The organism is Modestobacter italicus (genome assembly GCF_019799965.1).
Taxonomy (GTDB): domain Bacteria; phylum Actinomycetota; class Actinomycetes; order Mycobacteriales; family Geodermatophilaceae; genus Modestobacter; species Modestobacter italicus_A.
The window spans coordinates 450,138-476,477 of sequence record NZ_JABGCJ010000001.1 but is presented as its reverse complement, the minus strand read 5'-3'; the positions used below and the strand labels follow the sequence as shown (position 1 = coordinate 476,477).

At 74.1% G+C, this 26,340-nt stretch carries 27 protein-coding genes and 1 tRNA gene; 10 read left to right on the top strand and 18 right to left on the bottom strand.

The genetic code is table 11. The features are described from left to right. Positions 1 to 73 precede the first annotated feature (73 nt). Both HLA93_RS02420 and HLA93_RS02415 read right to left on the bottom strand, forming a co-directional pair. Positions 74 to 150, bottom strand: a tRNA-Pro gene (locus HLA93_RS02420). 72 nt (positions 151 to 222) lie between these two features. Continuing rightward, positions 223 to 1,128, bottom strand: coding sequence for a metallophosphoesterase (locus HLA93_RS02415; RefSeq protein WP_222192661.1), 906 nt, complete (start codon positions 1,126 to 1,128; stop codon positions 223 to 225). Between the two features lie 68 nt (positions 1,129 to 1,196). On the opposite strand from HLA93_RS02415, the gene HLA93_RS02410 reads away from it, so the two are divergent. Then, the gene (locus HLA93_RS02410) at positions 1,197 to 1,649 is read left to right on the top strand and encodes a GatB/YqeY domain-containing protein (protein WP_222192660.1); all 453 of its coding nucleotides are present in this window, start codon (positions 1,197 to 1,199) and stop codon (positions 1,647 to 1,649) included. A gap of 114 nt (positions 1,650 to 1,763) precedes the next feature. Here the strand turns inward: HLA93_RS02410 and HLA93_RS02405 are convergent, their stop codons facing one another. The 4 genes from HLA93_RS02405 to HLA93_RS02390 all read right to left on the bottom strand — a co-directional run bounded on the left by HLA93_RS02405 (position 1,764) and on the right by HLA93_RS02390 (position 7,625). After that, the gene (locus HLA93_RS02405; protein WP_222192659.1) at positions 1,764 to 4,025 is read right to left on the bottom strand and encodes a transglycosylase domain-containing protein; all 2,262 of its coding nucleotides are present in this window, start codon (positions 4,023 to 4,025) and stop codon (positions 1,764 to 1,766) included. A 132-nt stretch (positions 4,026 to 4,157) separates the two neighbouring features. After that, positions 4,158 to 5,282: a fatty acid desaturase gene (locus HLA93_RS02400; RefSeq protein WP_222192658.1), complete on the bottom strand. Its 1,125-nt coding sequence runs from the start codon at positions 5,280 to 5,282 to the stop codon at positions 4,158 to 4,160. Positions 5,283 to 5,457: 175 nt separating this feature from the next. Then, on the bottom strand, positions 5,458 to 6,672 hold the full coding sequence (locus HLA93_RS02395; protein ID WP_222192657.1) for an ArsA family ATPase: 1,215 nt from the start codon (positions 6,670 to 6,672) through the stop codon (positions 5,458 to 5,460). Further along, a complete protein-coding gene (locus tag HLA93_RS02390; RefSeq protein ID WP_308127905.1) occupies positions 6,669 to 7,625 on the bottom strand; it encodes an ArsA-related P-loop ATPase in 957 nt (318 codons plus the stop codon). The genes HLA93_RS02395 and HLA93_RS02390 overlap by 4 nt, the downstream gene beginning before the upstream one ends. A 109-nt stretch (positions 7,626 to 7,734) precedes the next feature. Here HLA93_RS02390 and HLA93_RS02385 point away from each other — a divergent pair, with 109 nt between their 5' ends. The 3 genes from HLA93_RS02385 (at position 7,735) to HLA93_RS02375 (ending at position 9,333) form a co-directional block, all read left to right on the top strand. Next, the gene (locus tag HLA93_RS02385) at positions 7,735 to 7,908 is read left to right on the top strand and encodes a DUF4177 domain-containing protein (RefSeq protein WP_222192655.1); all 174 of its coding nucleotides are present in this window, start codon (positions 7,735 to 7,737) and stop codon (positions 7,906 to 7,908) included. Positions 7,909 to 7,916: 8 nt separating this feature from the next. Continuing rightward, the gene (locus tag HLA93_RS02380) at positions 7,917 to 8,387 is read left to right on the top strand and encodes a RidA family protein (RefSeq protein ID WP_222192654.1); all 471 of its coding nucleotides are present in this window, start codon (positions 7,917 to 7,919) and stop codon (positions 8,385 to 8,387) included. Between the two features lie 139 nt (positions 8,388 to 8,526). Further along, entirely contained in the window at positions 8,527 to 9,333 is an 807-nt protein-coding gene (locus HLA93_RS02375; RefSeq protein WP_222192653.1) for an NUDIX hydrolase, read from the top strand. Between the two features lie 167 nt (positions 9,334 to 9,500). On the opposite strand, the gene HLA93_RS02370 is transcribed toward HLA93_RS02375, so the two are convergent. After that, positions 9,501 to 10,199: a Crp/Fnr family transcriptional regulator gene (locus HLA93_RS02370; protein ID WP_439957948.1), complete on the bottom strand. Its 699-nt coding sequence runs from the start codon at positions 10,197 to 10,199 to the stop codon at positions 9,501 to 9,503. A 138-nt stretch (positions 10,200 to 10,337) separates the two neighbouring features. Then, positions 10,338 to 10,694 carry a hypothetical protein gene (locus tag HLA93_RS20650; RefSeq protein WP_308127904.1) on the bottom strand — a complete coding sequence of 119 codons (357 nt, stop codon included), beginning with the start codon at positions 10,692 to 10,694 and terminating at the stop codon, positions 10,338 to 10,340. A 312-nt stretch (positions 10,695 to 11,006) separates the two neighbouring features. On the opposite strand from HLA93_RS20650, the gene nth reads away from it, so the two are divergent. Genes nth through HLA93_RS02340 form a run of 5 tightly spaced genes read left to right on the top strand, consistent with a single transcriptional unit; the run spans position 11,007 to position 14,860 of the window. After that, positions 11,007 to 11,819 carry an endonuclease III gene (gene nth, locus HLA93_RS02360; protein WP_222192651.1) on the top strand — a complete coding sequence of 271 codons (813 nt, stop codon included), beginning with the start codon at positions 11,007 to 11,009 and terminating at the stop codon, positions 11,817 to 11,819. Further along, on the top strand, positions 11,816 to 12,412 hold the full coding sequence (locus HLA93_RS02355; RefSeq protein ID WP_222192650.1) for a TlpA family protein disulfide reductase: 597 nt from the start codon (positions 11,816 to 11,818) through the stop codon (positions 12,410 to 12,412). Before nth ends, HLA93_RS02355 begins: the two co-directional genes overlap by 4 nt. Next, positions 12,409 to 13,176 carry an NUDIX hydrolase gene (locus HLA93_RS02350; protein WP_222192649.1) on the top strand — a complete coding sequence of 256 codons (768 nt, stop codon included), beginning with the start codon at positions 12,409 to 12,411 and terminating at the stop codon, positions 13,174 to 13,176. Before HLA93_RS02355 ends, HLA93_RS02350 begins: the two co-directional genes overlap by 4 nt. Beyond that, positions 13,173 to 13,673: a cupredoxin domain-containing protein gene (locus HLA93_RS02345; RefSeq protein WP_222192648.1), complete on the top strand. Its 501-nt coding sequence runs from the start codon at positions 13,173 to 13,175 to the stop codon at positions 13,671 to 13,673. The genes HLA93_RS02350 and HLA93_RS02345 overlap by 4 nt, the downstream gene beginning before the upstream one ends. 5 nt (positions 13,674 to 13,678) lie before the next feature. After that, entirely contained in the window at positions 13,679 to 14,860 is a 1,182-nt protein-coding gene (locus HLA93_RS02340) for a MarP family serine protease (protein WP_222192647.1), read from the top strand. Positions 14,861 to 14,949: 89 nt separating this feature from the next. Here HLA93_RS02340 and HLA93_RS02335 read toward each other — a convergent pair whose 3' ends face one another. The 4 genes from HLA93_RS02335 to acs all read right to left on the bottom strand — a co-directional run bounded on the left by HLA93_RS02335 (position 14,950) and on the right by acs (position 19,570). Next, positions 14,950 to 15,879: an alpha/beta fold hydrolase gene (locus tag HLA93_RS02335; RefSeq protein WP_222192644.1), complete on the bottom strand. Its 930-nt coding sequence runs from the start codon at positions 15,877 to 15,879 to the stop codon at positions 14,950 to 14,952. Positions 15,880 to 15,894: 15 nt separating this feature from the next. Further along, entirely contained in the window at positions 15,895 to 16,407 is a 513-nt protein-coding gene (locus HLA93_RS02330) for a phage holin family protein (RefSeq protein WP_308127903.1), read from the bottom strand. 118 nt (positions 16,408 to 16,525) lie between these two features. Further along, positions 16,526 to 17,212: a helix-turn-helix domain-containing protein gene (locus HLA93_RS02325; protein ID WP_222192633.1), complete on the bottom strand. Its 687-nt coding sequence runs from the start codon at positions 17,210 to 17,212 to the stop codon at positions 16,526 to 16,528. A 387-nt stretch (positions 17,213 to 17,599) separates the two neighbouring features. After that, complete coding sequence (acs, locus tag HLA93_RS02320) at positions 17,600 to 19,570, bottom strand: acetate--CoA ligase (RefSeq protein ID WP_222192632.1); 1,971 nt, start codon at positions 19,568 to 19,570, stop codon at positions 17,600 to 17,602. A 114-nt stretch (positions 19,571 to 19,684) separates the two neighbouring features. On the opposite strand from acs, the gene HLA93_RS02315 reads away from it, so the two are divergent. Continuing rightward, positions 19,685 to 20,407, top strand: coding sequence for a (2Fe-2S)-binding protein (locus tag HLA93_RS02315; protein ID WP_222192631.1), 723 nt, complete (start codon positions 19,685 to 19,687; stop codon positions 20,405 to 20,407). A gap of 46 nt (positions 20,408 to 20,453) precedes the next feature. Here HLA93_RS02315 and HLA93_RS02310 read toward each other — a convergent pair whose 3' ends face one another. From HLA93_RS02310 to cobT, 6 genes are all read right to left on the bottom strand, one after another. Then, complete coding sequence (locus tag HLA93_RS02310) at positions 20,454 to 21,776, bottom strand: alpha/beta hydrolase (RefSeq protein WP_222192630.1); 1,323 nt, start codon at positions 21,774 to 21,776, stop codon at positions 20,454 to 20,456. 76 nt (positions 21,777 to 21,852) lie between these two features. After that, positions 21,853 to 22,101 (bottom strand): helix-turn-helix transcriptional regulator, encoded by a 249-nt coding sequence (locus tag HLA93_RS02305; protein ID WP_222192628.1) that lies wholly within the window; start codon positions 22,099 to 22,101, stop codon positions 21,853 to 21,855. Next, entirely contained in the window at positions 22,098 to 22,952 is an 855-nt protein-coding gene (locus tag HLA93_RS02300) for an ABC transporter permease (RefSeq protein ID WP_222192626.1), read from the bottom strand. The genes HLA93_RS02305 and HLA93_RS02300 overlap by 4 nt, the downstream gene beginning before the upstream one ends. Further along, positions 22,949 to 23,887: an ABC transporter ATP-binding protein gene (locus HLA93_RS02295; RefSeq protein ID WP_246625486.1), complete on the bottom strand. Its 939-nt coding sequence runs from the start codon at positions 23,885 to 23,887 to the stop codon at positions 22,949 to 22,951. Before HLA93_RS02295 ends, HLA93_RS02300 begins: the two co-directional genes overlap by 4 nt. A gap of 151 nt (positions 23,888 to 24,038) precedes the next feature. Then, entirely contained in the window at positions 24,039 to 25,286 is a 1,248-nt protein-coding gene (gene cobA / locus HLA93_RS02290) for a uroporphyrinogen-III C-methyltransferase (protein ID WP_308127902.1), read from the bottom strand. Continuing rightward, entirely contained in the window at positions 25,283 to 26,323 is a 1,041-nt protein-coding gene (gene cobT, locus HLA93_RS02285; RefSeq protein WP_308127930.1) for a nicotinate-nucleotide--dimethylbenzimidazole phosphoribosyltransferase, read from the bottom strand. Before cobT ends, cobA begins: the two co-directional genes overlap by 4 nt. Positions 26,324 to 26,340: the final 17 nt, after the last annotated feature.

Below are 26,340 nucleotides of genomic sequence, written 5' to 3'. Positions count from 1 at the left end.
GGAAACGGGCCGCCGACGTGACCTGTGCCCCGAACGCACTCAGGGACCGCCGGATCGGCGGTCCCTGAGTGGATGGTCGGGGTGACAGGATTTGAACCTGCGGCCTCGTCGTCCCGAACGACGCGCGCTACCAAGCTGCGCCACACCCCGAGGTGCGTCGACAACTGTAACCGATGCCCGACCGGGCCCTGCGCCCCCCTTCGGCCCAGCGGCCGCGGTCCCTCAGCGGGCGACCAGCGTCAGCAGCGTGGCCTCGGGCGGGCAGGCGAACCGCAGCGGCGCGTACGGGCTGGTGCCCAGCCCGGCCGAGACGTGCAGCCAGGTGCCGGTCGGGTGCCCCGCGGACGGCGGCGCCCACTGGTGCAGCCACCGGACGTGCTGCCGGTCGATGCCGCAGTTGGTGACCAGCGCCCCGTAGAAGGGCACCCGCAGCTGGCCGCCGTGGGTGTGCCCGCACAGGAGCAGGTCGTAGCCGTCGGCGGCGAACCGGTCCAGCACCCGGGGCTCGGGGGAGTGGACCAGCCCGATCCGCACGTCGGCGGCAGCGTCGGCCGGGCCGGCGACGTCGTCGTAGCGATCCCGCTGCAGGTGCGGGTCGTCGACCCCGGCGAAGGCGATCCGGGTGCCGGCCACGGTCAGCGCGCCGGTGTGGTTGGTCAGGTCCAGCCAGCCCCGGCCGGTCATCCCGTCGCGCAGCGCGCGCCAGGGGAGCTCCTCGCCGTGCACCCGCTTGTGGTTCGTCTTGAAGTACTTGAGCGGGTTCTTCGGTCGCGGGGCGTAGTAGTCGTTGCTGGCGAGCACGAAGGCGCCGGGTGAGTCCATCAGCGGTTCCAGCGCCCGCAGGGTCGCCGGGACGGCGTCCATCCCGGCCAGGTTGTCACCGGTGGTGACCACCAGGTCCGGGCGCAGGTCGGCCAGGCCGGCCACCCACTCCTGCTTGCTGCGCTGGCCGGCGGTCATGTGCAGGTCCGACAGCTGCAGCACGGTCAGCGGCGCGGAGCCCGGGGGGAGGACGGGGACGTCGAAGCGGCGGAGCGTCCAGTGCGTCCGCTCGACGAGGCCCGCGTAGGCGACCGTCGCGGCGCCGGTGGCCACGAGAGCGGCGGGGACGGCGGTGGTGGCGCGCATGCGCCGAGCCTAGGGGGAGGCCAGAACTGCATCGTCCCGGTCGGGCCGGAGGTGGCAGGCTCTGAGCCGTGCCTGAGCTGAAGGACCGACTGCGCAACGACCTGACCACCGCCATGAAGAGCCGCGACGAGCTGCGCACCGCCACGCTGCGCATGGTGCTCGCCGCGGTGAGCGCCGAGGAGGTCTCCGGCAAGGAGGCCCGCGAGCTGGCCGACGACGAGGTGCAGGCCGTGCTGCGCCGGGAGGCCAAGAAGCGCCGCGAGGCGGCCGAGGCGTTCGCCGGCGCCGGCCGCGCCGAGCAGGCCGACCGCGAGCGGGCCGAGGAGGGCGTGCTGGCCACCTACCTGCCCGCCCAGCTCACCGACGCCGACCTCGCCGCCCTGGTCGCCGACGTGGTCACGCGGACCGGAGCCAGCGGGATGAAGGACATGGGCAAGGTGATGGGCGCCGTGCAGGGCCAGGTGGCCGGCCGGGCCGAGGGCGGCCGGGTGGCCGCAGAGGTGCGCAAGCAGCTCGGCTGAGCCCGGGTCCCGGCCGGCGAGGGAGCCGAGCGCCGGGTCGGCGGGGTGTGGAACCCCAGGACGACGGAGGGGGCCGGGGCCCGAGGGCCCCGGCCCCCGCCGGTGGGTCGCTGGTCAGCCGGGCTGGCCGTCCCCGTTCAGGTCGGGCTGGGCCGCGGGATCGGCCGGTGCACCGGTGTCGGCCGGTGGCGTGGCGGGCGTCGACGAGTCGGGCGCCGGTGCCGAGGAAGAGCTCGCCGCGCCGCCGGTGTTGCTGCCCCGGTTCCGGCTGCTGGAGCTCTCGTCGTCGTCGCTGGACGACGACCGGACCGGGGTGGGAGTGGCGTCGACACCGCGGCCGGCGTACTTCGGGTCGGCCGGCGGGAACTCCGCGGTCGGCTGGTTGCTCAGGATCGGCAGCATGGCGTCGTGCCAGATGGTCGCCGGCTTGCCGCCGCCGTACCCGCCGACGCTCTCGTTGCCGAGGGGGCGGAAGACCATGACGCTGGCCGTGTACTCCGGCGTCGAGCCGACGAAGGTCACCGAGTCGTTCTTGTTCACGGTGCCGGTCTTGCCGGCGATCTGGTGGCCGGAGATGTAGGCGGCCTCGCCGGTCTGCAGCCGGTTCCCCGGCTCGACGTCCTTGCGCATCATCTGGTTGAGCGTGTTGGCGATGCCCGGCTCGAGCACCTGCGCGCACTGGTCACCCTTCACCAGCGGCTGGCCGTCGTCACCGGTGACCTGCTGACCGTCGAACCGGGTGATGCCCACCACCGGCGTCGGCTCGCACTTCACACCGCTCGCCGCGATGGTCGCGTAGGCGTTGGCGAGGTCCAGGGGGCTGACCCCGTCGGTCCCGTAGGCGAAGGAAGGACGGTTCTCGTCGATGATCGTCTGCGCCGGGGTCTGGGTGGCCGAGTAGTCGAACGTCATGCCCAGTCGCTGGGCCATCTCGACCGCGGGCTCGATCTTGCCCAGGGCGTCCTCCAGGGCCAGGAAGTAGGTGTTCGAGGACATGTAGAGCGCCTGGGTCATGGTCAGGGTGTTCGGGTACGAGCTGCCGACGTTGCCGATCGAGTAGGGCTCGATCCGGCGGCTCTCGGGGTCGTAGCTCTTGTACACCCGAGACGTGTAGGGCTCGGGCGTGGTGATCGTGTGGCTGGCCGGCAGACCCTTCTCCAGGGCTGCGGCGGCCACGAAGGTCTTGAACGTCGAGCCGGATCCCTTCGTCGGGACGCTGGCGAAGTTGACCGACTCGCACTCGGGGGCCGCATCGCCGCAACCGAACACCCGGTTCACGCTCATCGCCAGCACGTGCCCGGTGCCCGGCTCGATCGCGTCGTACACCCCGACCACCTCGTCGCCCATGCCCACCGTGTTGAGCACGGCCTGGTCGCCGGCGGCCTGCATGTCCGGGCGCAGCGTGGTCTGGATGGTGTAGCCGCCGTTGTCGAGCTGGGTCTGGGTGAGGCCCAGCTCGTTGATCAGGTAGCCCTGCAGGTAGTCGCAGAAGAACCCGCCGGTGACCGCCTGGGCGCAGCCGTTCGGCGGGTTGGCGCCGACGGCGAGCGGGATCGGTGCCGCCGTGACGTCGGCGTGCTCCTGGTCGGTGATGTGGCCGAGCTCGTGCATCCGGGCCAGCACCTGGTTGCGCCGGGCCGTCGCCGCATCCACGTTGTTGATCGGGTCGGTGTTCCCCGGGCTCTGCACCAGGCCGGCCAGCACGGCGGCCTGGGGGAGCGTGAGGTCGATGGCGTTGACGCTGAAGTACTTCTGCGCGGCGGCCTGGATGCCGTAGGCGCCGGCACCGAAGTAGGCGATGTTCAGGTAGCGGGTGAGGATCTCGTCCTTGGAGTAGGTCTCCTCCAGGGCGAGGGCCAGCCGCACCTCGCGCAGCTTGCGGCCCACCGTCTCCTCGTCGGCCGCCTCCCGCTCCTCGGGGGTGTCTGCGGTCTGCAGCAGTGTCTGCTTGACCAGCTGCTGGGTGAGCGTCGAACCGCCCTCCTGGACGCTGCCCGCGGCGAGGTTCTTGACCAGGGCGCGCATCGTGCCCTCGACGTCCAGGCCGTTGTGCTCGTAGAAGCGCGAGTCCTCGATGTCGACGAGGGCCTGCTTCATCACGTCGGACACCTGGTCGGGGGTCACCGGCGTCCGGTTGTTCGTGTAGAACTCCGTGATCAGCGACCCGTCGGCGGCCAGCACCCTGGTGTTGCCGTTGGGTGTCTCGTCGGTCAGCTCGACCGGCAGGGCGTCGAGCAGGCTGGTGGAGTTGCGGGCGACGAGGCCCGGCCCGCCCACCCAGGGCAGCAGCATGGCGGCGACGAGGGCACCGGCGACGACGATCGTCACGGCCAGCTTGACCAGGGCGCCCAGACGGGGGTTCGCAGACTCGGACATCGCAGGCCAAGGTACCTGTCCGCGGGCCCGGCGTCCGGTGCCTCGGACGCCGACGCGCGGGGTGGTCCGGTGGCGCCCGGCGCGTCGCCCGGGGCGTGCCGGGGAGCGCCCCCGGTCACGCCCCGGACGAGGTCAGCCGTTGTAGCGGTTGGCCCGCTTGAAGGTGCCCATGTCGTTGAAGCGGACGCCGTTGGCGGCGAGCACCGGGTGGATGTCCCGCTCCATCAGCTGACGCACGTAGAACGGGTCGGCCACGTAGAAGTGGTGGATCGGGTGCGTGCTGCCGAAGTTCAGGCAGAACACCTGGAACGGCACCAGGTACCAGCGGTTGAACACCTGGGTCTGCTGCAGGACGTTCCCCTGCTCCACGTCGCCCTGGTAGTGCATGTTGCTGCTGATGAAGTGCAGGCAGAAGCCGCGCCAGACGTTCGGGCCCACCCAGACGACGGTCAGCACGGTGAGCGCGTGCAGCCAGCCCGACGGCACGTCGGCGCCCAGCCAGGACGCCACGTGCAGGCCCAGGAACGCGTACCAGATGGTGATCGCCACCGGGGTCAGCCCGATGCTGGCCTTGAGGATGGTCTGCCGCCAGAGGGCGTCCTCGGCGTCCTTCGGCTTGGTGGTGACGATCCGGATCAGCGCCGGCACGTAGGGGTCGAGCAGGCTGTAGAGCCGGACGGCGCCCCACGGCTTGCCGTTGGTGATCGACACCTCCTCGATGTCGTCGGGGAGGCCGGAGTAGGCGTGGTGCCGCAGGTGCAGCCGGATCCGGTAGACCGGGTTGATCGTGTAGGGCCGGATCGCCCAGACGCCGAACAGCAGCGCGTAGCGGATGCCCTTGCGGCGGCGGAAGTAGAGCGCGTGGATCAGGTCGTGCTCCACCTCGTGCCCGATCGCGGCGAAGGCGGCGGAGACGAAGAGCGTCACGTACCAGGGCAGCACCCCGGTGAGGTAGAGCGCGCCGCTGCCGACGAAGCCGAGGACCGCGACGCCGAACGCGGCCAGCCCCAGGGCGTCCTGGTGCCGCAGCACCGGGTGCTCGGCGCGCAGCTCCTGCGACCGGCGGCGGATCGCCGAGGTGATGACCTTAGTGCGGACCTTGTCGTCGGCCGAGAGCCCGACGGTGTCGACCGGGATCTCGACGGGGAGGTCCGCGGCTGCGGGGACGACGGTCGGGACGGCGGTGCCGGTGCCGAAGAGGCCGGCCGGCGGCGACGTGGTCGCGGTGCTCCGGTCCAGCTCGGGTGCGGTGCTCATGCCTGGTGTGTCATCCCTCCGACGGAACGGTCGGGCGGACGCTAACCGTGCGTCACCAACAGAGCCAGGCCCCCGGGCAGCGCAGACACGAACAGGTGACGCGCGGGCTCGCTTCCTGCACCGCGCACCCCTCCCGCCCCACGCGGCGCCGGGTCAGGCGGCGGGGCGCACCCGGTCAGCCGGCCGTGGGGCGGAGCGGGAGGACCCGGCTGCGCGGCGTGCCCGTGCCGGTGTCCGCCTCGGCGGCGAGCAGCGCCTCGCCCATCAGCCGGAGCCCGTCGAGGTCGTGCACGTCGCCGGCCGCGGCCGGGACCGCGCGGATCGGTACCTCCGGGTGGGCGCTGGTGAACCGGTCGGCCAGCCGCTGCTCCCGGGCGGCCACCGTCATCCGGTCGGCGTGCACCCGGAGCGCCCCGGCGGCCAGCTGCGACCCCGGCCCACCGGCCTCGGCGACGGCCTCGGCCGCGGCCTCCGCGCGGGTGGCAGACAGGGCGGTCGTCGCCGGCGGGTGGGTGCGGTTGAGCACCAGACCGGCCAGCGGCATCCCCTCGGTGGAGAGCCGGTCGACGAAGTAGGAGGCCTCGCGCAGCGCGTCCGGCTCCGGGGCGGCGACCACCACGAACGACGTCCCGGGCTGGCGGAGCAGCTGGTACGTGGCGTCGGCGCGCTCCCGGAACCCGCCGAACATGGTGTCCAGCGCGGAGACGAAGGCGGAGATGTCGTTGAGCAGCTGTCCGCCGAGGATCTTGCTGATGATCCGGCTGAACAGCGAGAAGCCGGCCCCGACCAGCCGCACCCCGGCCCGGCCGCCGGCCCGCGCCGGGGCGGTCAGCAGCCGGATCATCGTGCCGTCGAGGAAGCGGGACAGCCGGTTCGGGGCGTCCAGGAAGTCCAGCGCCGAACGGGACGGCGGGGTGTCGACGATGACCAGGTCCCACCGGTCGCTGGCCCGCAGCTGCCCCAGCTTCTCCATCGCCATGTACTCCTGCGTCCCGCCGAAGGAGGACGACAGCGCCTGGTAGAAGGGGTTCTCGAAGATCACCTGCGCCCGCTCGGGCGTCGAGTGGGCGGACACGACGTCGTCGAACGTCCGCTTCATGTCCAGCATCATCGCGTGCAGCTCACCGGCCGCCCCTGGCGTCTCGACCAGCCGCGGCTCGTTGTCCAGCTCCACCAGACCCAGCGACTGGGCCAGCCGGCGGGCCGGGTCGATGGTGAGGACGACGACCTCCCGGCCGGCCTCGGCCGCGGCCAGCGCGAGCGCCGCCGACGTCGTCGTCTTGCCCACCCCGCCGGAGCCGCAGCACACGATGATCCGGGTCTCCCGGTCCTCGACCAGGGCCGCCAGGTCCAGCGCCGGGGCCACCGCGGGGCGTCGCGGGGCGCTCACGCCGCGGCCTCGGTCCGCAGGTGGCCGTCGAGCCGCTCGGCCAGTTCGAACAGGCAGCCCAGGTCGATCGGTGAGGACGACAGCGGGAGCTCCACGACCGGACGGCCCAGCGCCTCGACCTTCCCGCGGAGTGCGTCCTGCGCGACCCAGCGGCGCGCGTGCTCGACGGCCTCGGCGGCCAGCCCTTCCGCGACCTCCGAGGCGGCGGGGACCTGCGCGGCGGTCAGTGCCGGCAGCAGGTCGGTCGCGGTGAGCCGGCCCTCGGCCGTGCGGGCGATGCTCGCGGCCGGCAGCAGCGGCTCGGTGGCCATGTTCACGATCACCGACCCCACCGGCAGCTGCGCGGCGGTCAGCTCGGCGATCGCGTCGGCGGTCTCCTGCACCGGCATGTCCTCCAGCAGGGTCACCAGGTGCACCGCGGTCAGCGGCGAGCGGAACACCGCCATCACCCCGTCGCTCTGCGCCTTGATCGGCCCCGAGCGGGCCAGCCCGGCCACCTCGTTCGTCACGTTCAGGAACCGGGTGATCCGCCCGGTCGGCGGGGCGTCGACCACGACGGCGTCGTAGACCGGTCGGCCGTCGTGCCGGCGGGTCACCGCCTCCTTGATCTTCCCGGTCAGCAGCACGTCCCGCAGGCCCGGGGCGATCGCGGTGGCGAAGTCGACCGCGCCCATCTTGCGCAGCGCCCGGCCGGCCCGCTTCAGGTTGTAGAACATGTCCAGGTACTCGAGGAAGGCCGCCTCGACGTCGATCGCCAGGGCCTTCACCTCACCGCCCCCGCGGGCGACCGCCACCCGGCGCTCCTCGTAGGGCAGCGGCGGGGTGTCGAACAGCTGGGCGATGCCCTGCCGGCCCTCGGTCTCCACCAGCAGCACGTGCCGCCCGTCGGCGGCGAGGGAGAGCGCGAGGGCGGCGGCCACGGTCGTCTTGCCGGTGCCCCCCTTGCCGGTCACGACATGGCACCGCACGGAGGTTGCGCCGGACGGGGGAGCGGAGGTCACCCCACCGAGACTACGAGCGGTGGCCGATCCCGGCCTGTCCCAGCTGCGCTAGCGTCGCGGCATGAGCGAAACCGCCCGCCGTACCTGGGAGTACGCGACCATCCCGCTGCTCACCCACAACACCAAGGCGATCCTGGACTCCTGGGGCGTCGACGGCTGGGAGCTGGTGACCGTCGTCCCCGGCCCGGGCGGCGGCGACCAGCTGGTGGCCTACCTCAAGCGCCCGAGCAGCTGAGGACGACGATGAGCGCCCCCACGAACAGCTGGCACGCCCGCCTCGCCGAGCTCGGCGTCCGGCTGCCCCCCGTCGCCGCCCCGGTCGCCGCCTACGTGCCGGCCGTCCGCACCGGCCAGCTGGTGTTCACCTCCGGCCAGCTGCCCTTCGTCGACGGCGGGCTCCGCCGCACCGGCAAGGTCGGCGGCTCGGTGGACGCCGAGGACGCCGCCGCCGACGCCAAGGTCTGCGCGCTGAACGCGCTGGCCGCCATCGACGACCTGGTCGGGCTCGACTCCGTCGCCCGCGTCATCCGGGTGGTCGGCTACGTCGCCAGCGCCGAGGGCTTCTCCGGCCAGCCGCGGGTGGTCAACGGCGCCAGCGAGTTCCTCGGCCGGGTGTTCGGCGAGGCCGGGCAGCACGCCCGCAGCGCCGTCGGCGTCGCCGAGCTGCCGATGAACGCCCCCGTCGAGGTCGAGCTCACCGTCGAACTGCGGTGACTCTGCGATCCTCCGGATCGCACCGCGGCCAGGGGGCGGTGCGGGTTGCGGCGAGCGTGTCGCCGTGTCCCCGGCGGGGAGCCTCCGGCCCCCGCGCCGGGGCCACCGCCTCCTTCGTCGGCGTCCGTACGGACGAACGGTGAGCTCGCCTGCCCCCGCTGCGATCCGGCAGGCGGCGACGGTGTTGTTGTTGCGGGACGCCGCTGCGGGGCTGGAGGTGTACCTGCTGCGCCGGACGCGGGGGATGCCGTTCGCCGGGGGGATGAGCGCCTATCCCGGGGGCGGGGTCGACGAGCGGGACGGCGACACCGACCTGGCCTGGATCGGGCCGCCGCCGGCCGACTGGGCGGCCGCGTTCGGCTGCGACGAGCGGCTGGCCCGGGAGCTGGTCTGCGCCGCGGTACGGGAGACGTTCGAGGAGGCCGGCGTGCTGCTGGCCGGCCCGGACGACGGCGCCGGTGTCGTCCCCGACGTCTCCGGCGACGACTGGGAGGCCCAGCGGCAGGCGCTGCTGGCCCACGAGCTGTCCCTCGCCGAGCTGCTCGCCGGCCGCGGCCTGGCGCTGCGCGCGGACCTGCTGCGCCCGTTCGCGCACTGGATCACCCCGCCCGAGGAACGACGGCGCTACGACACCAAGTTCTTCGCCGCCCTGCTGCCCGCCGGCCAGGAGGCGCGGGACGTCTCCGGCGAGGCGGACGAGGCGGTGTGGACGACACCCGCAGCGGCGCTCGACGAGCACGCCGGCGGCACCCGGCCGATGCTCCCGCCCACCATCCACACCCTCGGCCAGCTCGCGCCGTTCCCCGACGCGGCCGCAGCGCTGCTCGGCTCACCCCCGGCGCCGCTGGAGCCGATCATGCCGACGTTCGCCGAGGGCCCGGACGGCCGCTGGGCCCTGCTGCCCGACGGCACCCGGATCCGGATGGTCGTGCCGCTTCCTTCGTGATCCTCCGGGCCACACCGCGGCCAGGGGGCGTGCCCGGCGGGCGCTGAGCCGTTTCCGTCGTCCCCGGGAGGACCCTCCGGGCCCGTCCCGGCGCCGCCGTACCTGGCCGTCGGACGCGAGCGGCCCAGGACTCGGTGAGTCCTGGGCCGCTCGCGTTCAGTACTGCGTCAGCGGGCGCGGCGGCGGAGGCGGTCCTCGTCGAGGACGACCACCGACTTGCCCTGCAGCTGGATCCAGCCGCGGTGCACGAAGTCGGCCAGCGCCTTGTTCACCGTCTCGCGGGAGGCGCCGACCAGCTGGGCCAGCTCCTCCTGGGTCAGGTCGTGCTTGACCCGCAGTCCGTCGGTCTCCCGGCTGCCGAACCGGTCGGCCATCTGCAGCAGCGCCTTGGCCACCCGGCCGGGCACGTCGGTGAAGATGAGGTCGGCGACCGAGTCGTTGGTGCGGCGGAGCCGGCGGGCCAGGACCCGCAGCAGCTGCTCACCGATCTCCGGGTGCGCGGTGATCCAAGGGCGCAGCATCTGGTTGGGCATCTTGGCCAGGCGGACGTCGGTGACCGCAGTCGCCGTCGCCGTGCGCGGACCCGGGTCGAACACCGAGAGCTCACCGAACTGGTCGGAGGGGCCCATCACGGCCAGCACGTTCTCCCGGCCGTCGGGCGCCCGGCGGGAGATCTTCACCTTGCCGGAGAGGACGACGTAGAGGCTGTCGCCCGACTCGCCCTCGTTGAAGACCACGCGACCGCGGGGGAGCGTCACCGTCTCCAGCGAGCTCGCCACCGGCTCGGCAGCCTCCTCCGACAGCCCCTGGAAGAGACCGGACTGGGCAAGTACCTCGTCCACGTGCACCTCTCGCAACGTCCTCACGGGTGCGATGGCGACCCGCGCTGCCGAAGAGTCTAGGGCCTGTGGCTCGGCTCACCAGTGCACTCCGTCACCGGCCTGCCCACTCTGAGTGGTAGGGGGTGGTCAGGGCTTCCTCCGGCGGGCCGATCGTGCCCGAGCTCAGTCGGCGTCCGGGCCCGGAGCAGACGGTCCGGGGGCGCGCTCGGTGAGGACCGGACGGGGGGCGCTGCGGGCTCGGCCACGGCGCCGGGCACGCCAGCGGCTCATCGCCCGGCGGATGCCGGAGTTGGCGAGCGTGCCGACCTCGGCCGCCGTGGCGCTGCCGAGGAAGTCCTCGACCTCGCGCTGGGACGTCGGACGGCGCAGCGGCTCCTCGACGCGCTCCATGACCAGCAGGAACGCGATCAGCAGCGGGGGGAACAGGATCACGATGAGGGCGACCACGAGCACCTCCTCGGCGACGTCTCCGGGCGGGGAGGCCCGGGGGAGAGACGAAGTCGTCGTGCGGTCGGGCACGGACCGGTCCGGCGTGCCACCTGCACCGAGTATGCCGGTCGCCGCCCTCCCCGCCGCGGCGGCACGGCCGGACGGGGTCGCAGTGGCGCGGCCGGACCGGCACAGCGGGGCATCCTGACGGCATCGTCTCGGCACGGCCTGACGGCATCGTCTCGGCACGGCCTGACGGCATCGTCTCGGCACGGCCTGACGGCATCGTCTCGGCACGGCCTGACGGCATCGTCTCGGCACGGCCTGACGGCATCGTCTCGGCACGGCCTGACGGCATCGTCTCGGCACGGTCTGACAGGGCCGACGCCTACCCTCACGTGCGTGTCCCGGTCAGCGACGTCACCCGATGCCCTCCCGGCCTACACCCGCCCCGTCCGTGCCCGCCGCCCCGGGCCGGTCGCGCGGTTGGGCGTGTCGCCCTTCGACCCGGAGGAGAGCCCGCTGGCCCGCACCCGCCGGGCCCGGCGGATGGCCCGGGAGCTGGCGGTGATCCACCCCGACGCGCACTGCGAACTGGACTTCACCACCCCGCTGGAGCTGCTGGTGGCCACCGTCCTGTCCGCGCAGACGACCGACAAGACGGTCAACAAGGTGACCCCGGTGCTGTTCGCCCGCTACCCGGACGCCGCCGCCTACGCGGGGGCCGACCGGGCCGAGCTGGAGGAGGTCCTGAAGCCCACCGGCTTCTTCCGGGCCAAGGCCAACTCGGTGATCGGGCTGGGGCAGGCGCTGGTGGAACGGTTCGACGGGGAGGTGCCCGGCCGGCTGGCCGACCTGGTGACGCTGCCCGGGGTGGGGCGCAAGACGGCGAACGTGGTGCTGGGCAACGCCTTCGGCGTCCCGGGGCTCACCGTCGACACCCACTTCGGTCGGCTGGTCCGCCGGTTCGGCTGGACGGCGGAGGAGGACCCGGTCAAGGTCGAGGCCGAGATCGCCGAGATCGTCCCGAAGAAGGAGTGGACGATGTTCTCCCACCGGGTGATCTTCCACGGCCGCCGGGTCTGCCACGCCAAGAAGCCCGCCTGCGGGGCCTGCGGGCTGGCCGCGTGGTGCCCGTCGTACGGCATCGGGCCGCTGGACCCCGAGGCGGCGGCCAAGCTGGTCAAGACCCCCGCCGCATCGGACACCGAGTGAGCCGCGCCGCGCGGTCCCTGGTGGCCGTCCTCGCCCTCGGCGCGGCCCTGCTGGCCGGCTGCACCTCCGACGAGCCGGACGACGTCGCGGCGCCCAGCTCGGCGAGCAGCGAGCTGCCCGACGTGGAGACGGACCTGGTCGCCTGTCCCGAGCAACCCGACGTGCCGGCCGCCGACAGCGACCTGCCGCCGACGGTGTTCGAGTGCTTCGGCGGCGGCACGCTCGACCTGAGCCGGGCACCCGGCGTGCCCACGGTGCTCAACCTCTGGGCCAGCTGGTGCGCGCCCTGCCGCGAGGAGCTGCCGCTGGTGCAGGAGCTCGCCGACGTCGCCGGTGACCAGGTGCGGGTGCTCGGGGTGGTCAGCGTCGACGGCGTCCCGCAGGCCGCCTCGTTCGCCGAGGACTCCGGCGTCACCTTCCCCAGCGCCTTCGACGCCGACGGCGAGGTGATGAGCTCGCTGGGGGTCAACAACCTGCCGCACACGGTCTTCCTCGCCGCCGACGGGTCCGTGGCCCACCTGCAGATCGGCCCGGTCCACTCGCTGGAGGAGTTCGAGCAGCTCGTCGCCGAGCACCTGGACGTGCAGCTGTGACGGTCTCGGACACCGAGCTGGCCGACCTCCCGGAACACCTGCAGCGACTGGTGGCCAACGCCGGCCAGCTGCCGCTGTGGCACCGGCACGGGCAGCCGTCGGCCAGTGCGCGGCGCTCGGCCGTGCTGATCCTCTTCGGGGAGGGTCCGGGGGGCCCGGACGTGCTGCTGATCGAGAAGTCCGCGCACCTGCGCAGCCACGCCGGCCAGCCCGCCTTCCCCGGCGGCGGCGCGGACCCCGGCGACGAGTACCCGGTGGGGACGGCGCTGCGCGAGGCGCACGAGGAGGCCGGCGTCGACCCGGCCGGCGTGCGGGTGCTGGCCACCCTGCCGGCGCTGTTCCTCGGCCCGTCGGACAACCTCGTCGTCCCGGTCATCGGCTGGTGGGACGACCCACGGGACGTGACCACCGGTGACCCCCGCGAGGTGGCACGGGTGGCCCGGGTGCCGTTGAGCGAGCTGGTCGACCCGGTCAACCGCTTCCGGGTGCGCCACCCGGCCGGCTACGTCGGTCCGGCGTTCGGGGTGGCCGACATGGTCGTCTGGGGGTTCACCGCGGCCCTGCTGGACGCCGTTCTCGAGGCGGCCGGGCTGGCGCGGCGGTGGAACGCCGACGACGTGCGGCCACTCGCCGGTCTGGCGGCGTCGGCGCCGGCCGACAGCGAGGAGGAGCCCATCGACTCCGACCTCGCCGACCGCGCCGCGCCGACCGTGGCCGACGGCGCCGCCGGAGGCGGGTCCACGCGTACGGTCCCAGGGCGATGAGCGCGACTGTGCCCGGCGTGGGAGCCGCGCGACGACCTGACGGCCGAGCCGTACGACCGGGCAGGCTGCTGGCCGGCCTGCTGCTGACCCTGACCACGCTGCTGGGTGTGCTGACCGGCTGCAGCAACGAGCAGCCGACGCTGCCGGAGGCGACGCGCACCACCGGTGGTGAGGTGGGCGCGGTGCGCACCGCTGCGGACGGCGTCCAGGAGGTCACCCTGGAGACCGGGGACGACTACGTCTTCACCCCGGACACCTTCACCGTCGCCCCCGGACAGGTGCGGCTGACCGTGCGGAACGTCGGTGACCAGCTGACCCACAACTTCTTGTTCACCGCCGACGCCGGCCCGGAGGAGATCACCGAGCAGATCCCCTACCTGGCGCCGGGGCAGAGCGAGACGATCGAGTTCGCCGTCACCGTGCCCGGCGACCATCCCTTCGAGTGCAGCTTCCACGTCGCGCTGGGGCAGGTCGGCACCATGACGGTGAGCGGCTGAGGGGCATGTCCGTCGTCGACGTCGCGCTGATCGTCCTGGCGCTGCTCTTCGCGCTCTCCGGGTTCCGCCAGGGCGTGATCGTCTCCGCGACGTCCTTCGTGGGGTTCTTCGGGGGCGCGGTGCTGGGCGCGCAGCTGTCCGGCCCGATCGCCGACGACCTCGCCGACTCCTCGGTGACCCGGGTGTTCGTGGCGCTGGTCGTGGTGCTCGCCGGCGCTCTCCTGGGTCAGCTGCTGGCCGGGCTGATCGGCCGCGCGGTGCGCAAGCGGGTCACCTGGGAGCCGGCCGAGATGGTCGACGCCGTGGCCGGGGCGGTGCTCTCGGCGGCCGCTGTCCTGCTGGTGGCCTGGATGGTGGCCACCCCGCTGGCCAGCTCGCCCTTCCCGGGGGTGGCCAGCTCGGTGCGCCAGTCCGCCCTGGTGCAGGCCGTCGACCGCACCGTGCCCGACCAGGTGCGCACGCTGTACGACTCGCTGCGCGAGGCGATCGACCGCAACGGGCTCCCGGACGTGCTCGACCCGCTCACCCCGACCCAGGCGCGGGAGGTGCCGGCGCCGGACCAGGCACTGCTGGCCAGTCCGGTGGTCGCGCAGGTGTCGGGGTCGGTGGTGCAGATCCGGGGCGTCGCCCAGTCCTGCTCCCGGCAGATCGACGGGTCCGGGTTCGTGTACGCCGACCAGCGGGTGATGACCAACGCCCACGTGCTGGCCGGGGTCACCCAGCCCTCGGTGATCGCCGAGGGGGAGAGCTACGAGGCGACGCCGGTCTACGTCGACGAGGAGACCGACGTGGCGGTGCTCGCCGTCCCCGGCTTGCCGCAGGAGCCGCTGTCCTTCTCGCCGGCCGCGGCGGACACCGGCGACGACGCGATCGTCATGGGCTATCCCGGTGGCGGCCCGTTCTACGTGGGCCCGGCGCGGGTGCGGGACCGGGGTGAGATCAGCGGCCCGGACTTCCGGGCGACGCGCACGGTGCAGCGCGACGTCTACGCCCTCTTCGGCCAGGTGCGGGCCGGCAACTCCGGTGGCCCGCTGATCGCCCCCGACGGCACGGTGCTGGGGGTGGTCTTCGCCTCGGCGATCGACGACCCGGACACCGGCTACGCGCTCACCGCCGCGCAGGTCGCCGAGGCGGCGGCCGCTGGCGCCGGCGCGGTCGCCGCCGCCGACACCGGCCCCTGCGAGTGAAAGGACCCCTGTGCCCCCCGCCACTCGCAGGCTCGCGGCGGGCCCCTGCACAGGGGCCGACGACTGGGCGCAGTCCGGGCTGAGGCCCGCTAGGCGCCGGCCCAGGCGGCGATGGCGGTGGTGACCTCGTCGGGGTCCTCCTCGTGCGGGAAGTGCCCGGCGCCGGGCAGCTCCCGCCACTCGTACGCGCCGGCCACGTAGCGGCCCGAGCCGAGGGCGGTGGAGGGCAGGACGCACGGGTCCAGCGCCCCGTGCAGCTGCAGGGTGGGCGCGGTGATCGGGGCGGCCATCCGTCGGGCGAAGCGGAGCCCGTCCGGGCGCAGCTGGGAGCGGCCGGCCCACCGGTAGTACTCCATCGCGCCGTAGGCGGCCTGTGGGATGCGGGCGGCCTCCCGGTACCGGCCGACCGCCTCAGCGAAGTCGGCGGTCTGGGCCCAGGACGACCCGGACCAGCGGCGCATCAGCTCGGCGACCGGGTCGTCGTCGGCGCGGGTCAGCCGCCGCTCGGGCAGCCGGGGCAGCTGGAAGGCCAAGGTGTGGGCCAGCGCCCGGCGCTGCCGGGCATCGGTGATCGAGCCGCGCAGCCGCCGCGGGTGGGCGGCCGAGACGACGACCAGCCGGCGGACGCTGCGGGGGTGCAGGGCGGCCATCGTCCAGCCGACCAGGCCGCCCCAGTCGGCGCCGACCACCACCGCCTCGGTCTCGCCCAGCGCCCGGACGACGGCGGCGGCGTCGGCGGCGGCCGTGGGCAGGTCGTAGCCCCGGGGTGGCTTGTCGCTGGCTCCGTAGCCGCGCAGGTCGGGCGCGACCACCCGGAAGCCGGCAGCGGCCAGCCCGGTCAGCTGGTTGCGCCAGGACCACCAGAACTGCGGGAAGCCGTGCAGCAGCAGCACCAACGGCCCCTCGCCCGCCTCGGCGGCGTGCAGCCGGACGCCGTTGGCCGAGATGTCCCGGTGTGCCCAGGGACCGGGCAACAGGACGCTGGTCGCGTCGGGCTGCCCGGCCGCCGGCGGCCTCACGTCAGCGCAGGCCCGTCAGCGCAGGCGGGTGTGCGGGTCCTGCCGGACGACCTGGCCGTTCCGGACGGTCGGCAGGTCGTGCTGGCGCTGGCCCGGGGCCTCGCGGCGCATCACGTCGGGGAGGTCCTGCAGCGTCTCGATCGTGCGCTCGGGCTTCTGGATCTTCTTCAGCTGCCGGAAGCCGATGAAGGCCACGATGCCGGCCGCGACGACCAGGAGGGCGAAGACGATCAGGTAGGAGATCCAGCGGGCCAGGCCCAGCCAGGTGAGGAACTCCGCCAGGGCGATGAAGAAGAAGATCGCCGCGAAGGCGAGCATCACGCCGGCGGCGGCGAAGGCGGCCGCGCCGATCCCACCGCGCTTGGCCGAGGTGGTGACCTCGGCCTTGGCCAGCTCGATCTCCGAGCGGATCAGGGTGGACATGTCGGCCATCGCGCTCTTGGCCAGTGAGCCGACCGACGGCTCGACCGGGCCGGCGGTGCGGCCGGCCAGTGGCGTGCCGGTCGTCGTCGAGACACTGTGGGCCACAGGTGGCTCCTCCCTCATCAGCGCCGATCGGCGACGCGGTTCCTCGGGTGATCGTGCCGCATGATCGTCCGCGCCGCCGTCCGGGTCACCCTGCCGAGGGGCTGAGCGGGGCCTGGGCTCAGGCGATGTCGCAGCGGCAGGCGCAGTCGTCGACGTGCGGGACCGCGTGCTGTCGCCCCGGGAGGGGCTCCTCGGCGACGAGCAGTTCGTCGCAGGCGGCCGGGCACGTGCAGGCCAGTACGAAGGTGCCGGGGTAGCCGAGACGGCGCTGCTCCGCGGCGTAGGCGGCCAGCTGCTCGGCCCGCCTCGTGGCGGCGGCCAGGTCCCTGGCACGTGCCCGGTCGAGCGGGTCGTCGCCGGGCCCGGGACGCTGGTGGTCGGCGGGGGCCCCGTGGAGCCTCCGGACCTCGTCGCGGGCCTGCCGTCTCCGGTCGAACGTGTACCAGGGCTGCGGGCGGCTGTACCGCTCGCTGCCGTGCCACCAGTGCTCGTCCCCGTGGCGGACGTCCAGGTGCGCAGGGAAGCGGCGTCCCACGCGGTCCCGAACGGCGGAGGCCGCCATCCCGGGCACCTCCCGGCCGTCGGCGTCGACGAGCCCGACCCTCAAGCCGGCCAGTTGCGCGGCTCGCACCAGTGCCCGGGCCGGTAGGTCCCGTGCGCCGGTCTCCGCCCGGGCCACCGTCGAAGCAGCCACACCCAGGGCGTCCGCCAGCTCGCGCTGGGACAGGTCGGCCGTTCGGCGGATGCGGCGCAGCATCGTGCCCAGGTGGGTGTGCACCGGGTCGCCCTCGAGCTGCTCTGCCACGACGGCCAGGGTGCCGGCCCGCCGGGTGTCGGAGGTGGTGACGGCGCGAGCTGTGGACGGCGGGGGCGTCCGTGGAATCCGTGGGCCGGTGATGACTCGAGGTCGGGTCGCACCGCGAGGTGAGGGGCCCAGCCAGCCAGAGGCAGCCGAGGGGGTCGGCGGCACCTGGAGGTACTAGTGCTCTGCTGCCTGGGAGGCAGCAGAGCACTAGTACCCAGCAGCATCGGCTGACTGCCGTGACTCGGCCGGCACCGGGACGAGCAGTCCGGCTACGAGCCGGCCTCCCGGGCCCACGTGGGGGGCGGCCCAGCTCCGCCTCCTGGCCAGCACCTCGACTCCTGGCCAGGAGCCGTGGCCCCGGTACGCCCGCCCGGACGGCGGGTCTGCTCAGTCCTCGCTGGGGGCGGCCGGCAGCTTGGCGCTGATCAGGTCCATCACCGAGGAGTCGGTGAGGGTGGTGACGTCGCCGAGGTCCCGGTTCTCCGCCACGTCCCGCAGCAGCCGCCGCATGATCTTGCCGGAGCGGGTCTTGGGGAGCTCCTGCACGACCATGATCTGCCGCGGGCTGGCGATCGGCCCGATCTCCTTGCGCACGTGCTGGCGCAGCACCTTCACCAGGTCCTCGCCGGAGTCGACGGCGTCCCCTCGCAGGATCACGAACGCCACGATGCCCTGGCCGGTGGTCGGGTCGGTGGCGCCGACGACCGCCGCCTCGGCCACCGTCGGGTGGCTGACCAGCGCCGACTCGACCTCGGTCGTGGAGATGCGGTGCCCGGAGACGTTCATGACGTCGTCGACCCGGCCGAGCAGCCAGATGTCGCCGTCCTCGTCGAGCTTGGCGCCGTCGCCGGCGAAGTAGATCCCCTGGCCGTACCGGCTCCAGTAGGTCTCCTCGTACCGCTCGTCGTCACCCCAGATCGTGCGCAGCATCGACGGCCAGGGCTCGGTGAGCACCAGGTAGCCGGTGGCGCCGGGCTCGATCGGGTTGCCCTCCTCGTCGACCACCTTCGCGCCGATGCCCGGCAGCGGGCGCTGTGCCGACCCGGGCTTGAGCGTGGTGACGCCGGGCAGCGGGGTGATCATGTGGGCGCCGGTCTCGGTCTGCCACCAGGTGTCCATGATCGGGCAGCGGCCGCCGCCGATGTGCTCGTGGTACCAGAGCCACGCCTCGGGGTTGATCGGCTCACCGACCGAGCCGAGCAGCCGCAGCGAGGACAGGTCGTACCCGGCCGGGACGCTCTCGCCCCACTTCATGAACGTGCGGATGGTGGTGGGTGCGGTGTAGAGGATCGTGACGCCGTACTCCTGCACGATCTCCCACCAGCGGCCCTGGTGCGGGGTGTCCGGGGTGCCCTCGTACATCACCGAGGTCGCCCGGTTGGAGAGCGGGCCGTAGACGATGTAGCTGTGGCCGGTGACCCAGCCGACGTCGGCCGCCGTCCAGAAGACGTCGGTGTCGGGCTTGAGGTCGAAGACGGCCGAGTGCGACCAGCTGACCTGGGTCAGGTAGCCGCCCGAGGTGTGCAGGATCCCCTTCGGCTTCGCCGTCGTGCCCGACGTGTACATGATGTAGAGCGGGTGCTCGGCGTCGAAGGCCTGCGCCTCGTGCTCGGTGGACTGGCCGGCGACCAGGTCGTGCCACCAGACGTCGCGGCCCTCGGTCCACTCGACGTCCTGCTCGGTGCGCTTCACGACGAGCACGCTGCGCACGCCCTCGGTCTTGGTCAGCGCCTCGTCGACGTTGGGCTTGAGCGCACTCGGGGCGCCGCGCCGGTAGCCGCCGTCGGCGGTCACGACGACCTTCGCGTCGGCGTCGGTGATCCGGCTGGCCAGCGCATCGGGGGAGAAGCCGCCGAAGACCACCATGTGGACGGCGCCGATCCGGGCACAGGCGAGCATCGTGACCACGGTCTCCGGGATCATCGGCATGTAGATCGCCACCCGGTCGCCGGCCTGCACCCCGAGCTCGGTCAGGGCGTTGGCCGCACGGCAGACCTCGTCCTTGAGCTCGGCATAGGTCAGGGTGCGGGTGTCGCCCGGCTCACCGATCCAGTGGTAGGCGACCTGCTCGCCGTGCCCGGCGTCGACGTGCCGGTCGACGCAGTTGACCGCCACGTTGAGCTTCCCGCCGACGAACCACTTCGCGAACGGGGGGTCGGTCCAGTCCAGGGCGGTCTCCCAGGGCTGCGCCCAGTCCAGCCGGCGGGCGGCGTCCTCCCAGAAGCCGATGCGGTCAGCGGCCGCGCGCTCGTAGACGTCGGGGCCGACGTTGGCGGCCGCGGCCAGCTCCTGGGGCGGGGGGAACCCACCTGCCGGCAGTCGGCTGGACAGGTTCTGCTCGTCGGTCGTCTCGCTCACGCGCACCTCCGTGGTCCGGGCGCCGCCTCGCCTGGTGGCGGCGCTGCCTCGAGACACAACCTATGGCCCCGGTCACCCTCTCGTCAGGTCCGGTGCGCACGGCACACTCGCCGGGTGACCGACGACGGAGCCCAGGCGGCGGTCGCCGCCCGGGTGCCGGGGGCGGCGGCACTGGGCTTGCTGGCCCCGCCGGGGGCTGCCGTCGTCCCCGCCGTCCGGCTCGCCGACCCGGAGTGGACGGCGCAGGTGCTCACCGCGCGCGCCGTCCGCCAGCGCACCGGCGACCGGCGGGTGCTCGCGACGCTGTGGTGGTACTCGGTGTCCAGCGTGCTGCTCACCCCGGTGCTCGCCGGGCTGGCCACCGGGGTGCGGCTGTCGGCCGAGCTGGCCGACACCCGGCTGCACGTGCTCGGCGGCGGGACGCCGGTCGCGGCGACCACCCGGGCCGGGCGGGGAGAGCTGGGGCCGGAGCTGCGGACCGCCCTGGCCGCGGTGGTGGCCGCCGTCGCCGAGGCGGGGCGGATGCGGGAGCGGCCGCTGTGGGCGATCGCCACCGACTCGCTGGCCAACCGGCTGCTCGCGGTGGGCCGGGCGGTCGGGGACGTCGAAGCGGTGACCGCGCTGGCGGCGCCGCTGGCCACCGCGGTCGGCAGCCCACTGCCCGGCCCCCGGTACGTGGACGTCGCCGCGCCGGCCGGGGGCGCCGCCCGGTTCACCCGCCGGGCGTCGTGCTGCCTGCTCTGGCAGGTGCCGCACGAGGTGGTCTGCACCTCCTGCCCGCGTCGGCCGCCGGCAGAGCGACAGGTGCTGCTCGAGGACCTCGCCGAACGGATGTGAGCGGGCGCCGGGGATCGCCGCCTGGCGAGCCCCCGGCGCCCGGAGGTCAGCAGACCTGGGTGTCGTAGACCCGCTGCGGCATCGTGAAGCGGCAGCCGTAGCGCCGGTCGGCCACCACCGCCGGGTCGAGCACGTCGTCACCGGCGGGCTTCACGCCCTCCTCCACCCAGGTGACCAGGTCGCTGAAGGCCTGCTGGTACTCCTCGGCGCTGAAGTCGCAGTGTCCGACGGCGCGGATGGCCCGCTGTACCAGCAGGTCGCTGTTGCCCCGGGCGGCGGCGTCCCGGGCGTACTCCTGCTCCATGCTGAAGGGCACGAACAGGTCGCCGAGGCCGTGCATGGTCAGCACCGGGATCCGGAACCGGCCGTCGATGGTCGGCACGCCGTCGAGCCCGCGGTGGCTGCGGGCCGCCTCGACCCGGAGCACCTCGGCGTTGAGCGCCTTCTCCTCGGCGGTGAGCCGGGGGTCGGCGTCCAGCTGGTAGACGGTGTCGGCGTTGCCGCCCACGGCGCCGGGCTCCTCACCCAGCCCCGGGAAGACCGGGTACACGGTGAACAGGAAGTCGGCGAAGCTGGCGAAGCCGGCCTCGAACAGCGGCCGCTCGCCGCCGGTCCGCTGCTCGGTGACCGCGCGCAGGTCCTGGCCGGCCTCGGTGAGCACGGCCGGGTAGGGCGTGCCCAGCTCGGTCTTCATCTGCGCGGCCGTGGTGGTGACGTAGTCCGCCGGGGCGGGGTAGACCGGTGGGGTGTCGGTGAGCGCCTGGGCGACGGCGTTGTAGTCCAGGAACGTGTCGAACAGCCGGCGGTCGCCCATCACGCCGCACACCGGCATCGCGCCGTCGTACTCGGCGCGGTGGCGCTCGATCGTGACGCCGGTGACGTGCCCGCCCATCGACACCCCGGCGATGTAGCGGAGGTCGGGCTTGCCGACGGTCCGGTCGAAGAACCGGCCCAGGTCGTGGGTGCTGTCCACGCCGGCGTCGACGTCGTAGCCGTTCTCCGTGTAGCTCGAGGCCGCCCAGGCGTAGCCCTGCTCGACCAGGTGCTGCCGCAGGCCGGTGGGCGGGGTGTCCACGGTGAGCTCCGGGCCGGTGCCGCGGTAGCCGTGCGCCCACATCACCAGGTCGCCGTTCCAGTCCGCGGGCACCTCGATCCGGTAGCCGGCGCCGTCCAGGACACCCCACTGGCGGGTGGTCGTGGTGCCGGGGAGCGCCTCGAACGGCAGCTTCGCCTCGTCGACGAAGTACTCGACCTCCGCGGGCTGGGGGTAGTCCGGCTGCGGTGGCCGGGCGCCGGCCGGGCTGACGAACGCGGTGCTGACCAGCGCGAGTGCCGTGGGCACCAGCAGCAGGCGGAGAGGGCGTCTCATGGGGGCCTCCGGAGGACGTCGTCGTTGACGGTCCTCGGACGCTAGCTCCCGGTGGTGTGGATCACACAGTCGGGTCTCAGCCGGACGATGCGCGGGGTGCCGCGTCGCTGATCCGCGGGAACGGCGTGGTGGAGAAGACGGTCTCCACCGGCAGCCCGAAGAACTCCGCGATCCGCAGCGCCAGGTGCAGGCTCGGGGCGTACTCGCCCCGCTCCAGGTAGCCCACCGTCTGGTAGTGCACGCCCAGGGCGTCGGCCAGCTCCCGCCGGCTGACGCCCTGCTCGGCCCGGAGCAGGCCGATGCGGTTGAAGACCCCGTCGTTCACCGCACCCACTGCAGAGCCGTCTCCCGTGCCGCCTCGACCGTCGACCCCGACTGCTTCCGGGCCATCCGGCGCAGCACCCGCGGGGCGACCACCAGGCCGGCCACCGCCCAGGCGCCGAGGACCAGCAGCATCGGGCCGGTCCGCCAGGAGTCTCCCAGCTCGTTGACCACCGCCTCCGGGGGGAGGAACGCCGAGCGCATGCCCAGGCCGAGCCAGTAGACCGGGAAGACCTGGGCGACCGCCTGTACCCAGCCCCACATCGCCTGGATCGGCACCAGGACGCCGGAGGTGGCCATGAGGAGGATGACCGGCAGCATGCCCCAGGTGCCCACCTTCTGGACGCCGGGCACCACCGAGCCCAGGACCATGCCCCACGGCATCGTCGCCAGCATGCCGAGCACCACCAGCCCGAGGACGGCGAGCCAGCCGCCGGCGCCGCCCTGCATCACCCCGTCGAAGAGCAGCAGGCTGGGCAGCAGCACGATGAGCAGGCTCGGAGCGAGGCTCAGCGACTGCAACGTCAGTTGCCCGGTGACGTAGCCCTCCATGCCGTGCGGGAGGGCCTTGTGCCGCAGCAGGGTGCCGTCTTCGCGCTCCATCGCCAGCGAGTACGCCGGTCCGATGACGACGCCGAACACCAGCAGCGCGGCCAGCACGCTGGGCAGTGCGAACGTGGGGTAGGCCAGGCCGGTCGTGCCCACCTCGTTGTCCCGGTTGATCCAGAGGACGCCGAGGGTGACGACCCCGGTGAACAGGTAGAAGCCCTGGTCCTGCGGGCTGCGCAGGCTCTGTACGAACTCCGTCCAGCCACGGCGCAGGCCCTGGCGGACCGCCTGCCGGGAGGCGCTCACCGGGCCACCTCCGCCAGGTGCCGCCGCGGCCGGGACTCGAAGCGCTGCACCATCGCGATGTAGGTGTCCTCCAGGTCGGCCCGGCGCACCTCGAGGTCGGTCAGCTCGTCGCCGTGCTGGGCCAGCAGCTGCCGGACGAAGGGCACCACCTCGTCGGTGGCGTGCACGAAGTGCTCGCCGTCCCGGCACCAGCGGACCTCGCTGGTGCCGGCCACCTGCCGGGTCAGCTGCTCCGCGCTGCCGTCGGCCACGATCCGCCCGTCGGCGAGGATGATGATCCGGTCGGCCAGCCGCTCGGCCTCGCCCAGGTCGTGCGTGGTGAGCAGGATGGACGTGCCCTCCAGGTCGGACAGCCGGTGCACCAGGTCGTGGAAGTCCCGGCGGGCCTGCGGGTCGAAGCCCGCGGTCGGCTCGTCGAGGAACAGCAGCTCGGGCCGGCCGATCAGCCCGACGGCGACGTCGAGCCGCCTGCGCCTGCCGCCGGAGAGGGTGGCGATCTTCCGGTCGGCCTCCTCGGTCAGCCCCACGATGACCAGCAGGTCCTCGACGTCCCAGGGGCGCGGGTGCGCCGGGGTCGAGTAGGGCTCGTAGTAGCCGGCCAGGTAGGCCAGCAGCCGCCGCGGCGTCCAGCGGGGGTGGTCGCGCCAGGACTGCAGCACCACCCCGATCCGGGCCCGCCAGGCGTCGTCCCCGGTGGCGGGGTCGACGCCGAGCACCTCGACGGTGCCGGCCGAGGGGAGCCGGAAGCCCTCCAGGACCTCGATGGTGGTGGTCTTGCCGGCCCCGTTGGGGCCGAGCAGGCAGACCACCTCGCCCCGGTGGACGTCGAAGTCGACGCCGGTGAGCACCTGGTGGTCGCCGTAGCTCATCCGCAGGTCACGGACCCGGACGGCGGGAGGGTCGACGGTGTCGTGCGGGACGGGTGACGCGGCCATGGAGCACGCTCCTGCGCGGGACGACGCTGATGCCGAGGAGAGTAGGAGTGCTGCCTCAGTAGCACAAGTACTACATACGCGACCGTTGTCGATCGAGCCCGGGCGGTCAGGCGCCGGGATCGGGCGCAGTGGGGGCTGGGTGCAGCAGAGGTCAGGCGCCGAGGGCGACGACGTCGCCGACGACCCAGACCGCCGGCGGGCGCACGCCCTCGTCGGCGATGGTCCGGGCCAGGCCGGCCAGCGTGGTGCGCAGCGTGCGCTGGGTCGGCATCGCCCCGTCGGTGACGACGGCGACCGGGGTGTCGGCCGGCCGGCCGTGCTCGACGAGCGCGGCGGCGATCGCCGGTGCGGTGTCCACGCCCATCAGCACCACCACGGTGCCCCGCAGCCGGCCGAGCGCCGCCCAGTCGACCAGCGAGGCCGGGTGGCCAGGGGGCACGTGCCCGGAGACGACCACGAACTCGTGGGTCAGCCCGCGGTGGGTGACCGGGACGCCGGCCAGCCCGGGGACGGCGATCGCGCTGGTGATCCCCGGGACGACCTCCACCGGCACACCGGCGGCGGCGCAGGCCTCGAGCTCCTCGTAGCCGCGGCCGAAGACGAACGGGTCGCCGCCCTTGAGCCGCACCACCCGGCGGCCGGCCAGCGCGTGGCTGACCAGCAGCTCGTTGATCTGCTCCTGGGCCATCGACCGCCCGCGCGGCAGCTTGGAGGCGTCGATGACCAGCACATGGGCGGGCAGCGAGGCCAGCAGCGCCTGCGGGGCGAGGTGGTCGGCGACGACGACGTCCGCGCTGGCCACCGCCTGCCGGCCGCGCACCGTCACCAGCCCGGGGTCACCCGGCCCGCCACCGACCAGGACGACGCTGCCGGCGGCCACCGAGGGTGCCCGGGAGGCGCGGTCGGCGATGGAGCCGTCGGTCAGCCCGGCCAGGACGGCGTCCCGGACACCGACGGCCCGCTGCGGGTCACCGCCGCCGTGCACGCCGACGACGAGGTCGCCCTGCCGGCCGACGGCGGGGGTCCAGACGCTGGAGGCGGAGCGGTCGTCGGCGCGGGCGCAGAACACCCGGTCGCGCTCGGCCTCCGCGGCGACGGCGGCGTTGACCGCCGGGTCGTCGGTGGCCGCGACGGCGTACCAGGCGCCGGCCAGGTCACCGGGCTCGTAGCGCCGCGGGTGCCAGGTGACCGAGCCGGGGGCGACCAGCGCCTCCAGGGCCGGGGTCACCTCCGGGCTGACCACGGTGACCTGGGCGCGGGCCTCGAGCAGGCCGGCGACGCGGCGGTGCGCCACCTGCCCGCCGCCGACGACGACGACCCGCCGGCCGGACAGCCGCAGGCCGACGGGGTAGACGCTCGCCGGGTCGGGGGTGCCGGGCAGGCCTGGGGTGCTGGTCACTTCTCGGTGACACCCGCCGAGTCGAAGGTCGCGACGTCGCGCAGGGCGCGGGCCGCGCTGGCCACGAGCGGCAGCGCGAGCAGCGCGCCGGTGCCCTCGCCGAGCCGGAGGTCGAGACCCAGCAGCGGGCGCAGGCCGAGGGCGCGCAGCGCCAGGGCGTGCCCGGGCTCGGCGGAGCTGTGCCCCGCCAGGGCGTGCTCCAGGGCCGCGGGGGAGAGGGCGGCGGCGACCAGCGCGGCCGAGCCGGCGATCACGCCGTCCAGCAGCACCGGCACGCGGGCCGCGGCCGCGCCGAGGACGAAGCCGGCCAGGGCGGCGTGCTCCAGGCCGCCGACCTCGGCCAGCGCGGCCAGCGCCTGCTCGGGGGAGGTCGGGCGGACCGGCACCCGGGCGGCGGCGCGGGTGACGACGTCGACCTTGCGGGCCAGCGTGGGGTCGTCGACGCCGGTGCCCCGCCCCGTCGCCTCGGCCGGGGCGGCGCCGGTGAACGCGCAGACCAGGGCGGCGGAGGCGGTCGTGTTGGTGATCCCCATGTCGCCGGTGACCAGGCAGCCGTGGTCGGCGGCGAGCGACGTGGCCACCTCGATGCCCACCTCGACCGCCCGGCGGGCCTCGTCCAGGGTCATGGCCGGACCCACCGCGAGGTCGGCGGTGCCCCTGCGGACGTTGCGCTCCAGCAGGGCCGGGGCGGGCCCGACCGGGGTGGCCACGCCGACGTCCACGACGACGACGTCGGCGCCCACCTGGGCGGCGAAGGCGTTGACCACCGCGCCGCCGGCCGCGAGGTTGGCGACCATCTGCGCGGTCACCTCCTGCGGCCAGGGCGTGACGCCCTGAGCGTGCACCCCGTGGTCGCCGGCGAACACCGCGACCGCCGCGGGGGTGGGCAGCGGGGCGGGGCACTGCCCCGCGGTGCCGGCCAGCTGGGCGGCGACGTCCTCGAGCACGCCGAGCGAGCCCGGCGGCTTGGTCATCCGGTCCAGGCGCTCCCGCGCGGCACGCTCGGCGGCCACGTCCCGCGGCCGGACGGCGGCGATCGTGGCGCCCAGCAGCG